Source organism: Kitasatospora sp. NBC_00315 (assembly GCF_041435095.1).
Lineage (GTDB): Bacteria > Actinomycetota > Actinomycetes > Streptomycetales > Streptomycetaceae > Kitasatospora.
Window position 1 is genome coordinate 1706767 of sequence record NZ_CP108025.1, and the last position, 12477, is coordinate 1719243.

Here is a 12477-nt window from a genome sequence, read left to right on the forward strand (position 1 = left end):
AGAGCGCTCACGCCCGTCCGACGTGAACTCTATGAACGCAAACGTGACCCCGGTCACCCGGCGAACCCATAGTCGGAGCGGCCCACCACCCGGGCCCGCCGGGCCGGCCGGACGAACCAGGACAGCAGGGCGAAGGAGCCGCAGATGTCGATCACCGGGACAGGAACCGAGAGACGCCGGGACCGCACCCACTACCTCTACCTCGCGGTGATTGCCGCGGTGGTCGCGGGCGTCGTGGTCGGACTGGCCGCGCCGGGCTTCGCGGTGGAGCTGAAGCCGGTGGGTACGGGCTTCGTCAACCTGATCAAGATGATGATCAGCCCGGTGATCTTCTGCACCATCGTCCTGGGCATCGGCTCGGTCACCAGGGCCGCCAAGGTCGGCCGGGTCGGCGGACTCGCCCTCGGCTACTTCCTGGTGACGTCCACCGTCGCGCTGGGCATCGGCCTGGTCGTCGGCAACCTGCTGGAGCCCGGCTCCGGCCTGCACCTCACCCAGGCGCTCGCCAAGGCCGGCCATGCCCAGGCCACCGCCGGCGCCGCCCAGAGCTCGACCGACTTCCTGCTCGGCGTCATCCCGACCACCATGCTCTCCGCCCTCACCGAGGGCAAGGTGCTGCAGACCCTGCTGGTCGCCCTGCTGACCGGCTTCGCCCTGCAGGCGATGGGCCCGGCCGGCGCGCCGGTGCTGCGCGGGATCGAACACGTCCAGAAGCTGGTGTTCCGGGTCATGTCGATGATCATGTGGGTCGCGCCGGTCGGCGCCTTCGGCGCCATGGCCGCCGTCGTCGGCGCGACCGGCACGGCCGCGCTCAAGAGCCTCGCCGTCATCATGATCGGCTTCTACCTGACCTGCGCCCTGTTCGTCGTGGTGGTGCTCGGCCTGCTGCTCCGCCTGGTCGCCGGCGTGAGCGTGATCGCGCTGCTGCGCTACCTCGGCCGCGAGTTCCTGCTGATCCTCTCCACCTCCTCCTCGGAGAGCGCGCTGCCGCGCCTGATCGCCAAGATGGAGCACCTCGGGGTCAGCCGCCCGGTCGTCGGCATCACCGTCCCGACCGGCTACAGCTTCAACCTGGACGGCACCGCCATCTACCTCACGATGGCCTCGATCTTCATCTCCGAGGCCATGGACAAGCCGATGTCGATCGGCCAGCAGCTCTCCCTGCTGGTCTTCATGGTGATCGCCAGCAAGGGCGCCGCCGGCGTCACCGGCGCGGGCCTGGCCACCCTGGCCGGCGGCCTCCAGTCGCACCGCCCCGAACTGGTGGACGGGGTCGGCCTGATCGTCGGCATCGACCGCTTCATGTCCGAGGCCCGCGCGATGACCAACTTCGCCGGCAACGCCGTCGCCACCGTGCTGATCGGCCACTGGACCAAGGAGATCGACCACGACCGCGCCCGGCGGGTGCTCGCCGGCGCGCTGCCCTTCGACGAGCGGACCCTCGTCGACGACACCCCGGCCGCCCTCCCGGTTCCGGTCCAGGGCGGCGCACCCGAGGTCGGGACGGCGGCCCGCTAGTCCGGCGCCCGAGGACCACCGCGAAGGCCCCGGGCCGGCGGCCGACCGGCGCACCCCGCCGGTCCGGCCGTCGGCCCGGCGTCACGTCCGGGTGCCCGGGCCGCGGCCCGGCTCACTCCACGTCGTCCCCGCTGACCGCCCAGCTCAGTCCGGTCGCCGGATCCTCCAGCGCGACGTGCAGGTAGCGCAGCTCGTCCGCCGGATCGCACCAGGTGAAGCAGCGCAGCCGGGCGACCAGCGCGTTCACCTCCCGCCGGTCCGTCCCGTCCGCGCCGGTCATCGCGGCCAGGGCCCGCCACACCAGCAGCCGTCCCCGGGCGGCCCCGTGCGCCCGCACGCCGGCGCCCGCCTGGACGAGCACCGGGTAGGCGGCGGCGAACGCGACGTACCCGCCGGTGACCCGGCGCGCCGGGGCGAACTGGGCCGCCGCGTCCGGGGCGGCGCCGCGCACGCAGGCCGCCTGCGCCCAGTCGGCCAGCTCGGCGAGGGCCGTGGTCGCCCGCTGACCGGCCAACCGCTCGCCCCGGACCGGCAGCTCGACCGGCCCGAGCCCCTCCCGGGTGGCGGGCAGCGCCAGCAGCGAGCTGCGCGAGCCGCCCGCCCGCAGGTAGTCGCGGACCCGGCCGCCCTCGCCCCAGCCCGCCACCTCCCACGGCTCCAGCACCAGCGGCACACCGTCCGGGTCGGGTTCGGCCCCGTAGGAGAGGTCCTCCCCGGTCAGCACCCGGGTGTGCGCGACCAGGCGCCGCACCGGCGGGGGGCCGAGCAGCGGGGCCAGCCGCAGCCAGGAGTGCCGGGTCGCCAGCACCTCCCAGAGCGGGCCGGAGTCGTGGTCGCCGACCCCGGCCGCCGTGCCGGGGCCGCCGTCCCCGTCGAACAGCCGGACGGCCACCTCGGGCGGCGCCCCGTGCGCGATCAGGTGGCCGAGCGCGGCGGTGCCGGCCGCCGCCCTGGCCTCACCCGCCCGGGCCACCGCCGTCGCCCTGGCCTGCCGGTAGATGCCGAGCAGCTCCGGCCAGCGGCCCTCGTCGGCCAGGGCGCGCAGACTGCGGTCCTCGTACGTGATCACATTTTTCAGCGTACGTGCCGGGCCCGTCCGAAGCTGACAGCCCGTCAGTACGGTGCGTCGGCCGGCGGCCGGCCCGCTACCGCCCGACGGCGGCCAGCAGGCGGGCCGCGTGCACCTTGCCGGCGTGCTCGACCAGGTCGATCAGCACCCGCTTGCCGGAGCTGCGGGTCCGCGCGTCGCACATCACCACCGGTGTGTCCGGCTCCAGGTCCAGCGCCCGGGAGACCTCCTCCGGGCGGAAGTCCCGGGTGCCGGCGAAGCGGTTGACCGCCACCACGAACGGGATGCCCCGGTGCTCGAAGAAGTCCACCGCCGGGAAGCAGTCGGTCAGCCGCCGGGTGTCGGCCAGCACGACGGCGCCCAGCGCTCCCTGGGCCAGTTCGTCCCAGAGGAACCAGAAGCGGTCCTGGCCCGGCGTGCCGAAGAGGTACACCGACAGGTCCTCGCGGATGGTGATCCGTCCGAAGTCCATCGCCACCGTGGTGGTGCTCTTCCGCTCGACGCCGCCGGTGTCGTCCACCGCGCGGCCGGCCTCGGTGAGCTCCTCCTCGGTGCGCAGCGGGCGGATCTCGCTGACCGAGCCGACCAGGGTGGTCTTGCCGACCCCGAAGCCGCCGGCCACCAGGATCTTCAGGGCCAGCACGGGCGAGTCGTCGAAGCCGACGGCCCGGTCAGAGCGCGCGGAGTCCATCGATGACCTCCTGGAGGATGTGTTCGTCGGGGAGCAGGGCGGGTGGGACGGGGCGGCTGACCCGGATGAGCCCGGCGTCCAGCAGATCGCCGAGCAGCACCCGGACCACGCCCAGCGGCAGGTCGAGCCCGGCGGCGATCTCGGCGACGGACAGCGCGTTCCCCCGGCACAGGTCGAGGATCAGCACCTGCTCCGGGCCGTCGGCCGAGTCACGGCCGTCGGGGGCGCCCGGGGCCGGCAGGTCGCTGACCACCAGCGCGATGAGGTCGAACTCGCGGCCGCCGGGCCTGGTGCGGCCCCTGGTCATCGCGTACGGACGGACCATCGGCCCGGCCGCGTCGTCGTACCACCGGGCCTCACGCGTGGGCCCGGTCGGGTGGCCGAAGGAGGATCCGGGCTCGTAGCGGCGGTGCGGGTACGGCATCGGGCTCAGCCTCCGACCGCGCCGCGCGGCGGGGCGTAGAGGTGCTCGCCTACCCGGCGGACCAGCCGGGCCATCTCGTAGGCGATCAGCCCGAGGTCGGCGTCGGCGGTGGAGAAGACGGCCAGGCAGGTGCCCTCACCGGCGGCGGCGACGAACAGGAAGCCGTACTCCAGCTCGACCATGGTCTGGCGGACCTCGCCCGCGTCGAAGTGCCGGCCGGCGCCCTTGGCCAGGCTGTGGAAGCCGGACGCGACGGCGGCCAGGTGCTCGCCGTCCTCCCGCCCGAGGCCGGCCGAGGTGCCGATCGCCAGGCCGTCGCCGGAGAGCATCACGGCGAACCGCACCTGCGGGACCCGCGAGACGAGTTCGTCGAGCAGCCAGTTCAGCCCGCCCGGGTGGTGGTTGGTGCCGGTCATCGGTTCTCTCCTCGGGGTGACGGACGGTCGGGTGCCTCGGCGGGGTGCAGCGGGCCCCGGCCCCGGCCGCGTGCCGAGCCCTGCTGGAAGGCGGACATCGCCGCCCTGGCCTCCTCGGGGTGACGCCCGTCGGAGGGTGGCCGGACCCGACCGCCCGCCGGAGCGGGCCGGGTCGGGGCCTCGCGAAGCTGGGGGGCGAGGCTGGCCTGGCGGATCCGGCGCGGCAGGTCCGGCCCGTCGGCCGGCCCGGCCGAGGGGCCCCCGGGATGGGGCGGCGCGGCGGCGGGCGGAGTGGCGGCGGGCGGGGCCGCCGAGAGCGGCGCAGGGGCAGGCGGCGTCGGGACGTGAAATGCCGCGGCGTGAGGCGTCGGGGCGTGAGGTGTCGCGGCGGGCGGTGTCGCGGCGGGCGGTGTCGCGGCGCGGCGGGCGGATTGCGCTGGCCGCGCCGGGGAGTCAGCGCGGGCGCCGTCGGCCCGGAACGGGCTCGGACGCAGCACGCCCGGGTCACCGCCCCGGGCTCCGAAGAGCCGCACCGGCGCGGGGTCCTGGCCGGGCCGGCCGGTGTGCGGGGGCGGCTGGATCGCGGTGATCTCCCGCAGCGGCGCCCGGTCACGGGCCGGCGCCCGCACCGCCCGGTCTCCCGGCGCCGGGTCGCTCCCGGGGCGGCTCCCGACCGCCGGGTCCGCCAGCAGCGCGGTCGGCAGCAGCACCACGGCGGTGGTGCCGCCGTAGGCGGAGGGCCGCAGCGCCACCCGGACGTCCTGGCGCCTGGCGAGCCGGCTGACCACGAAGAGCCCGAGCCGGTCGCTGTCGAAGAGGTCGCTCTGCTCGGCGGCGTCGATCCGCCGGTTGGCGTCGGCCAGCGCCTCGGTGCCCATCCCCAGGCCCCGGTCCTCGATCTCCAGCACGTACCCGTTGCCGACCTGCTCGCCCCTGACGTGCACCTTGGTGTGCGGGGGCGAGAACCCGGTGGCGTTCTCGACGAGTTCGGCGACCAGGTGGGTGAGGTCGGCGACGGCCGGTCCGCGGAGCGCGGTGAACGGCATCCGGTGCACCTCGACCCGGGCGTACTCCTCGACCTCGGCCACCGCGGCCCGCACCACGTCCAGCAGTGGCACCGGCTTGCGCCAGGCCCGTCCCGGGGCGGCGCCCGAGAGGATGATCAGGCCCTCGGCGTGCCGGCGCATCCGGGTGGTGAGGTGGTCGAGGCGGAACAGGTCGTCGAGTTCGGCCGGGTCCTCGGTACGGCGTTCCATCGCGTCCAACAGGGTGAGCTGACGGTGCACCAGCACCTGGCTGCGACGCGCCAGGTTGACGAAGACGCCGGAGACGCCGGAGAGCACCTCGGCGCGCTCGACGGCCGCGGTGACGGCCGCCAGGTGCACACTGCCCAGCGCGCCGTGCACCTGCCCGATCTCGTCGCTGCCGTGCGACGCCGGCGGGGCCTCCGCCTCGATGTCGATCTCCTCGCCGGCCCGCAGGCGCCGCATGGTGGCGGGGAGCTTGCGCCCGGCCAGTTCCAGCGCCGAGTTGCGCAGGGCGGTGAGCTCGGTGACCAGGCCCCGGCCGATCTGCACCGAGATCAGCAGGGAGGCGATCACCGCGACCAGGCCGAGCAGCACGGCCAGCCCCGAGGTGCTGAACAGTCCGAGGGTGTAGGGGTCGCCGCGCCGTCCGGCCGCCCGGGCGGCGTCGGAGTCCACGGCCCGCAGCGCGCGGGCGGTGGCGTCGGCGGCGACGGACCAGCGGTCCGGGCCGACGGCCGCGACGGCGGCCCGGCCGTCGGCGGCGGCGCCGATCCGGTCCTCGAAGGCGGTGAGATCCCGGTGGTCGGCGCCACCGGTGACGGCGAGCAGGGCGGCCCGGTCGGCGGGGCGCAGGTCGGCGGCCGCACCCTGTTCGAACTCGCGGCGCGCGAAGACGGCGCCGGTGAACTCGCGCAGCTGGTCCGCCGTCAGGCTCCCGGCGCCCTGTCCGGCCCGCAGCAGCGCGTCCTCGCGGGCGAGCAGCTCGCGCGAGCGGCCGAACTCCAGCAGCACCCTGGCGTCGGAGGCGCCGCGCCGGTCCTGCAGCGGGGTGAGCGCGCCGGCCACCGCGAAGGCCCGGTCGACGGCGGCGCCGTACGCGGCGTAGACCACCGCCCAGTCGGCGGTGCGGGCCAGCACCCGGGCGCGCAGGGCGGGCAGCGTCCCGACGGCCGCGGTGAGCGCGTCCACCCGGCCGGCGGCCTCGGCGCCGAGGCCCTCGGCGTCGGCGCGGTTGTAGCCGGGGCCGAGGCCGAGCCGGGCCGCGGCGGCGTCGGTGGCGGCGGCGGCCTCCCGCAGGGCGCTCTCCCGGGTGGCGGCGGGGGCGGCCAGCAGCTGGCCGGCGGCGGTGCGTTCGGCCTGCAGGCCCGCGATCGTGTCACCGACCGGGACGAGCAGGGCGGATTCGACGTCCCGCAGCCGGATCAGGTCGGCGACGCTCTGCGCGGTGGTGACGCTGGCGAAGGACCACAGCGCCAGTACCGAGACCACCGGGACCATCAGCAGAGCGAGGATCCTGGCCCGGACGGTGCGCGGACGCAGCCGGCGCAGACCGGCGGCGGCCGGGCGGGGGGCCGGCCGTTCGGCGGGACTCTCCCGGGCGGGCGCTCCGGCGTGGGCACCGCGCCGGGTGCCGGCGGCGGGCGGCCTGGCCGGGCCGCGGGCGGCCCCCGGGGCGGGCGCCGGGGCGCTGCGCGGCGATCCGCGGCGTACTCGCATGGGTCGGGACCTTTCCTCGGGGACGGGCTACGGGAGGACGGGCATCGGGCGGACGGGCTACGCGAGGACGGGCTACGCGAGGACGGGCACCGGGAGGGCCGGGCGGAGCGACTCAGGCGGCGGCGCGGCCGGAGTGCCCGGCCGGGTGGAACTCCTCGATCGTCAGCTCGGTCGCCTCCTCGTACGCGGCGCGCTCCTGGGCCGTGGGCGATAGTGCGACGAAGGCCGAGGTCAGGAAGAGGAAGGAGCCGAGCCCGACCGCGAGCGGGAAGACGAACTGCATCGGCGCGGCGCCGCCGAGGTCGGTGCGGGCGGGCACCATGTGGACCTGCACCGCGGCCATCCCCACGTAGTGCATGCAGGTCACCGCGATGCCCATGACCAGCGAGGCGCCGCCGGCCGCCGCCATGGTGCGGATGGTGACGGCGGCCCAGAGCGCCGCCGTGGCCGCGCCGACCGCGACCAGCACGGACAGGCCCACGGTGGCCGGGTCGTACTCGATGCCGCCGTGGATGCGGACGGCGGCCATACCCAGGTAGTGCATGGCGGCGACGCCGAGTCCGGTGGTGAGGCCGCCCAGCAGCAGGGAGCGGCCGCGGTGGGCGCCGTAGCCGACGGTGAACACGCCGAATCCGGTGACCAGCACGGCGACGACCAGGCTGAGGACGGTGAGCGGCACGTCGTAGCGCAGCTCGGTGCCGTCCACCGAGAAGCCGAACATCGCGACGAAGTGCATGGTCCAGATGCCGGATCCGATGGCGGCGGCCGCGGTGAGCAGCCAGTTGCGGCGTGAGGTGCCGGTCGCGGACAGCGCCCGCAGCGTGCAGCGCAGCCCGAGCGCGGCGCCGGCGCAGGCCATCACGTAGGACAGCGTGGGGGTCAGCCAGCCGAAACTCAGGTGGTTCATGGTGCCCATGGGGACCTCCGGTAGACCGGTCGGGCCCGGGGGTGATCGCTCCGCTCCCGGGCTTCTCCTCGACCGTGCGGTCTCCGGCGGGGCGTCAGGCGGCTTCTGCCACATATGCCATCCGCACGTGCGCTCTCGGTCTCGGATGCGTGGGACGCTACCGAGCGTCCGGAATCGGTCACCGGAAGATGTGAAAATCTGCCCACCGTGAGCGGGCGATGTGCTCGAATGGGATCGTCCTGTGCGAACGGCGCCGAGCGCCCGGCAGGCCCGTCGACGCTGCGGCGCCGCGCTCGCCGCACCGGCCGGTGCGGCGAGCGCGGGGCCGCTCCGGTCAGAGGCCGCCGTTGACGACGGCGCTGGAGACCGCCCCCGGCTGGACGCTCCACTTGGCGAGGATCCGGTCGTACCGCCCGTTCTGGATCAGCCGGTCCAGCGCGGTGGACAGCACGTCGCGCAGCTGTCCGTTGTCCTTGCCCACCGTGATCCCGTACGGACCGGACTGCACGAAGTGCCCGCTGGTCAGCTGGTACTTGCCGCCCCGGTCGGGGGAGGTGGTGTTGTACACCGCCACGGGGAAGTCGTTGAGGTCCGCGACCGCCGTCCCGGCGCCGACCTCGGCGAGCGCCTGTTCGTCGGTGTCCACCGAGTGGACCTTCAGCGGCTTGCCGATCTTCCCGCAGGCCACGGTCTGCCGGGCCATGATCTCGTCCTGGACGGTACCGCGCTGGACGGCCACGGTGTGGCCGCAGAGGCTGTCCAGGGTGTCGAGCCCCACCGGGTTGCCGCTTCTGACCAGGATCGACGTACCGGACATGAAGTAGTCGACGAAGTCCACACCCGGATCGGTCCGCCGGCCGTCGTCGTCGGTGCCGGTCTGCCGCTGGCGGGTGTCGATGACCGCCGACATGGCCAGGTCGATCTGCTTCGACTGGACCGCCGGGATCAGCTTCTCGAACGGCATGTCCACGAACTCGACCCGCAGACCGAGGTACGTGCCGAGCGCCGTCGCCAGCTCCGGGTCCAGGCCGGCGGGCTCGCCGTCCGGCCCCCGGAAGTCGACCGGCGCGTAGCCGAGGAAGGAGCCCACCTTGAGGACGCCCGCCGTACGGACCGCCTTCGGCAGCCCGGACCGGAGGTCGGCGCCGGAGCCGGGGTCCATCGAGGGCGAGGCGCTGCCGCAGCCCGTGAGCAGCAGGCCGCCCGCGCCGAGCGCGGCCAGGACGCGGGCCGGCGCGAGCGGACGCGCCGTGGTGCGGGGGTGCCCGGCCGCCCGGGGGTTCGCGGGAACGCGCGACTCCGGGGGTCTGCGCGGCTCCGGGGGTCTGCCCGGCTGCGGGGGCGTGAGGGTGTATGAGGGCGTGAGGGTGCGTGAGGGCATGAGGGTGCGCTGCATGGTGCTGCTTCGTCCTGAGAGGAGGAGGAGAGGGAGCGCCGCCGGGGTGGCTGCCGGGGTGTTCGCAGCGCGGACCTCGTCCGTTGCCCAGGGGGCCGCCACGGGATGGGTGGGCGGCCCCTCGGTCGAGGTCCGCCGTCGGGGGCGGAACGTCGATCCTCCCATCCCGCCCTTCCGCACCGCCGCCCCGGGGCGGCCCCGCCGCTCCGGCCGCCCCGGGGGCCCTCACTCGTACTCGGTGCCGCCCTTGCGGGTCAGGTACGCGCCGCTGACCGCCTTGACGATCGCCCGGCCGCCCAGCAGCGGGCTCCACCGCTCGGCAACCGGGCGGACCACCACCCCCTCGCGCAGGTGCAGATCCCGGCCCGAGACCGTCTCCCGGCCCTCGGCCAGCTCCAGGACGAGGGCCGGGTCGTAGGGCCCGCGCCACAGCTCCGGCACCACCGGCAGTTCCCCGGCCAGCGCCGTGGCCGCGTCCAGCCAGCGCAGCTGCCCGTCCAGGACGGCCGAGACGTCGAAGGCCGCGTAGCCGGGCAGCTCGCCGCGGCCCGACTCCCCGTAGGTGAGGTCCTGCACGCCCGTGCCGAACACCTCCCCGAAGATGCCCACCCGTTCTGCGCCGAGCCGCCGCGCCAGCCGGGCGGCGACCTCGGGGATGCCGTGCGCGCGCACCGCCCGCCAGTAGAGGTTGCGGGCGTCCTCCTTGAGGGCCAGGCCCTGGGCGCCGATGCCCTTGGACGAGACCTGCACCTCGCCGGTGGCGGCGTGGTAGGTGACCAGGCAGCAGCTGCCGTGCAGCTTCTCGGTCAGCACCACCGGCTCACCGGGCTCGAAGACGTCCGGGAACCGCTTGAGGTTCTCGATGTCGACCCAGGGCAGCAGATCGGGTGCGCGCTCGACCTCACCGCTCATCGAGGTCGGAATCGGCGGCGACCACTTGATCACACCCAGCGCCGCCGCGAAGTCCGCGCCCTGCTCGGCGGCGGCCGCCAGGTCCACCCCGGCCACCGCGCGCGGACGGCAGACCACGCCCTGCGACAGCTCACCGCGCAGCCGCACCGCCCGTACCCGGTTCGCGGCGGCGCCGGCCAGGCGGCCGGTCAGGCCCAGCTCCTCGATCAGCTCCGGGGGGAGGACCGACTGCTTTGGGATGTAGAGCGCGAGATCGCCCGTCCGGTAGGCGCCCTTGGCGACGACGGCGCGGTAGAGGCCGACCTGGGCCAGCTCCAGGGCGTCGGCGTTCGGGTGCGCCAGGATGGTGAGCCGCTCGGCGGTCACCCGCAGCGTGGACATGGTGATGGGCCTCCCCGTCGGGTCCCCGGTGATCGGGACGCGACCACTCTGGCGGGGCCCGGCCGGGCCCGCCAGGGGTTTTCGGCGGGCCACCGGGATCCGGTTTGAGGCTTCCCACAGCCGGGCAGCTACCCCTGCGGTCGATCGCCTGTGCGATGGGACAGGGGACCGGGGCCTCGCATCTGCGGCATTATGATCGCCATAAGGACCGCACCTGCGGCTCCGACCGGGGGTCCGCCCCCTCCTTCGCAGCGTCGCGACGGACCGGTCCACCAGGCAGTACGCAGCCCGCGCCCCTCCCGGCGCGCCAGGAGGGAAACACCTCATGACCAGCAGCACCCGCAGACTCGCCGTCGTTGCCGCGGCGGCCCTCGCTCTCAGCCTCGGGGCCACCGCCTGCGGCAGCGACGGCGGCAAGGCCACCGCCTCGACCTCCTCCGCGGCCTCCGCGTCGGCGACCACGCCGAAGCTCTCCGGCGAGGTGAACGTCTTCGCGGCCGCCTCCCTCACCGGTAGCTTCACCGAGCTCGGCAAGAAGTTCGAGGCCGCCTACCCGGGTGTCAAGGTCAAGTTCAACTTCGGCGGCAGCTCCGCACTGGCCCAGAGCATCAACTCCGGCGCCCCGGCGGACGTGTTCGCCGCCGCCAGCCCCGCCACCATGAAGACCGTCAGCGACGCGGGCGGCGTGGAGGGCACGGCCAAGAACTTCGTCAGCAACACGCTGATCATCGCGGTTCCCAAGGGCAACCCCAAGAACGTCACCTCGCTCAAGGACCTCACCGCCCCCGGCGCCAAGGTCGCGCTCTGCGCGAAGGAGGTGCCCTGCGGCGCCGCCGCCCTGACCGCCCTCAAGGCGGCCGGCGTGGACCTCACCCCGGTCACCCTGGAGCAGGACGTCAAGGGCGCGCTCACCAAGGTCGAGCTCGGCGAGGTCGACGCCTCGCTCGTGTACCGGACCGATGTGAAGGCCGATGCCGCCAAGATCGACGGTGTGGAGTTCCCCGAGGCCGCCAAGGCCGTGAACGAGTACCCGATCGCCGCACTCGCCAAGGCGCCGAACAAGGACGGCGCCGCCGCCTTCGTCGCGTACATCCAGTCGGCCGACGCCCAGCAGGTGCTCACCGCGGCGGGCTTCCAGGCACCGTGAGCGAGCGCACCGCCTCGCCCGCGGATTCCGCCGGCGCGGACGGCCCCTCCCCGGGCCGCCCGCGCCGGCGGCGCGCCCGGCGGATCCCCGTCGCCCTGCTGCTGCCGGCCCTGCTCGGGCTGGCCTTCCTGGTCATGCCGCTGGTCGGACTGCTGGTCAGGGCGCCCTGGAGCGATCTGCCGGCCCAGCTCGCCAGCGACGAGGTCTGGGAGGCGCTGCGCCTGTCGCTGTTCAGCGCGACGGCCGCCACCGGGCTCTCCCTGGTGCTCGGGGTGCCGCTGGCCTGGCTGCTGGCCCGCACCGACTTCCCCGGCCGCCGGCTGATCCGCGCGCTGGTCACTCTGCCCCTGGTGCTGCCCCCGGTGGTCGGCGGCGTCGCGCTGCTGCTGGTCCTCGGACGCCGGGGCATCGTCGGGCGCTGGCTGGACTCGGCGTTCGGCATCACCCTGCCGTTCCACACCTCGGGCGTGGTCGTCGCCGAGGCCTTCGTCGCGATGCCGTTCCTGGTGATCAGCGTGGAGGGCGCACTGCGGGCCGCCGATCCCCGCTACGAGGAGGCCGCCGCCACCCTGGGCGCCTCCCGGCTGACCGCTTTCCGCCGGGTGACCCTGCCGCTGATCGCGCCGGGCATCGGCGCGGGCGCCGTGCTGGCCTGGGCCCGGGCACTCGGCGAGTTCGGCGCGACGATCACCTTCGCGGGCAACTTCCCCGGCACGACCCAGACCATGCCGCTCGCCGTGTACCTGGCCATGGAGACCGACCCCCAGGCCGCGATCGCGCTGAGCCTGGTACTGCTGCTGGTCTCGGTCGCGGTCCTGGTCGGGCTGCGCGACCGGTGGATGTCGGCCCCGTGACCGCCCACCGCCCGGCTC

The 12477-nt window shown here is 75.1% G+C and carries 11 protein-coding genes; 3 read left to right on the forward strand and 8 right to left on the reverse strand.

Features of this window, described 5'->3' with window-relative positions; all coding sequences use genetic code 11:
* Positions 1-144 precede the first annotated feature (144 nt).
* Positions 145-1518: a cation:dicarboxylate symporter family transporter gene (locus OG823_RS07125; RefSeq protein WP_371478451.1), complete on the forward strand. Its 1374-nt coding sequence runs from the start codon at positions 145-147 to the stop codon at positions 1516-1518.
* A gap of 112 nt (positions 1519-1630) precedes the next feature.
* On the opposite strand, the gene OG823_RS07130 is transcribed toward OG823_RS07125, so the two are convergent.
* The 8 genes from OG823_RS07130 to OG823_RS07165 all read right to left on the reverse strand — a co-directional run bounded on the left by OG823_RS07130 (position 1631) and on the right by OG823_RS07165 (position 10458).
* Entirely contained in the window at positions 1631-2587 is a 957-nt protein-coding gene (locus OG823_RS07130; protein ID WP_371478452.1) for a hypothetical protein, read from the reverse strand.
* Positions 2588-2663: 76 nt separating this feature from the next.
* On the reverse strand, positions 2664-3278 hold the full coding sequence (locus OG823_RS07135; RefSeq protein WP_371478453.1) for an ATP/GTP-binding protein: 615 nt from the start codon (positions 3276-3278) through the stop codon (positions 2664-2666).
* Positions 3259-3603 carry a DUF742 domain-containing protein gene (locus OG823_RS07140; protein ID WP_371484338.1) on the reverse strand — a complete coding sequence of 115 codons (345 nt, stop codon included), beginning with the start codon at positions 3601-3603 and terminating at the stop codon, positions 3259-3261. Before OG823_RS07140 ends, OG823_RS07135 begins: the two co-directional genes overlap by 20 nt.
* 104 nt (positions 3604-3707) lie before the next feature.
* A complete protein-coding gene (locus OG823_RS07145) occupies positions 3708-4118 on the reverse strand; it encodes a roadblock/LC7 domain-containing protein (protein WP_371478454.1) in 411 nt (136 codons plus the stop codon).
* Positions 4115-6862: a nitrate- and nitrite sensing domain-containing protein gene (locus OG823_RS07150; RefSeq protein ID WP_371478455.1), complete on the reverse strand. Its 2748-nt coding sequence runs from the start codon at positions 6860-6862 to the stop codon at positions 4115-4117. Before OG823_RS07150 ends, OG823_RS07145 begins: the two co-directional genes overlap by 4 nt.
* A 112-nt stretch (positions 6863-6974) precedes the next feature.
* Complete coding sequence (locus OG823_RS07155; RefSeq protein WP_371478456.1) at positions 6975-7778, reverse strand: MHYT domain-containing protein; 804 nt, start codon at positions 7776-7778, stop codon at positions 6975-6977.
* Positions 7779-8103: 325 nt separating this feature from the next.
* Positions 8104-9165: an ABC transporter substrate-binding protein gene (locus OG823_RS07160; RefSeq protein WP_371478458.1), complete on the reverse strand. Its 1062-nt coding sequence runs from the start codon at positions 9163-9165 to the stop codon at positions 8104-8106.
* 225 nt (positions 9166-9390) lie between these two features.
* Positions 9391-10458, reverse strand: a complete 1068-nt coding sequence (locus tag OG823_RS07165) for an RNA ligase (ATP) (RefSeq protein WP_371478459.1) — start codon at positions 10456-10458, stop codon at positions 9391-9393.
* Positions 10459-10783: 325 nt separating this feature from the next.
* On the opposite strand from OG823_RS07165, the gene modA reads away from it, so the two are divergent.
* Together modA and OG823_RS07175 are read left to right on the forward strand one after the other, a co-directional pair.
* Positions 10784-11605, forward strand: a complete 822-nt coding sequence (gene modA / locus OG823_RS07170) for a molybdate ABC transporter substrate-binding protein (RefSeq protein ID WP_371478460.1) — start codon at positions 10784-10786, stop codon at positions 11603-11605.
* A complete protein-coding gene (locus OG823_RS07175) occupies positions 11602-12459 on the forward strand; it encodes an ABC transporter permease (RefSeq protein ID WP_371478462.1) in 858 nt (285 codons plus the stop codon). Before modA ends, OG823_RS07175 begins: the two co-directional genes overlap by 4 nt.
* The last annotated feature ends 18 nt before the right edge of the window (positions 12460-12477 follow it).

Coding starts and splice junctions, on each gene's coding strand:
- OG823_RS07125 (WP_371478451.1), top strand. CDS start 145: ATGTCGATCACCGGGACAGGAACCGAGAGACGCCGGGACCGCACCCAC.
- OG823_RS07135 (WP_371478453.1), bottom strand. CDS start 3,278: ATGGACTCCGCGCGCTCTGACCGGGCCGTCGGCTTCGACGACTCGCCC.
- OG823_RS07140 (WP_371484338.1), bottom strand. CDS start 3,603: ATGGTCCGTCCGTACGCGATGACCAGGGGCCGCACCAGGCCCGGCGGC.
- OG823_RS07145 (WP_371478454.1), bottom strand. CDS start 4,118: ATGACCGGCACCAACCACCACCCGGGCGGGCTGAACTGGCTGCTCGAC.
- OG823_RS07150 (WP_371478455.1), bottom strand. CDS start 6,862: ATGCGAGTACGCCGCGGATCGCCGCGCAGCGCCCCGGCGCCCGCCCCG.
- OG823_RS07155 (WP_371478456.1), bottom strand. CDS start 7,778: ATGGGCACCATGAACCACCTGAGTTTCGGCTGGCTGACCCCCACGCTG.
- OG823_RS07160 (WP_371478458.1), bottom strand. CDS start 9,165: ATGCAGCGCACCCTCATGCCCTCACGCACCCTCACGCCCTCATACACC.
- OG823_RS07165 (WP_371478459.1), bottom strand. CDS start 10,458: ATGTCCACGCTGCGGGTGACCGCCGAGCGGCTCACCATCCTGGCGCAC.
- modA (WP_371478460.1), top strand. CDS start 10,784: ATGACCAGCAGCACCCGCAGACTCGCCGTCGTTGCCGCGGCGGCCCTC.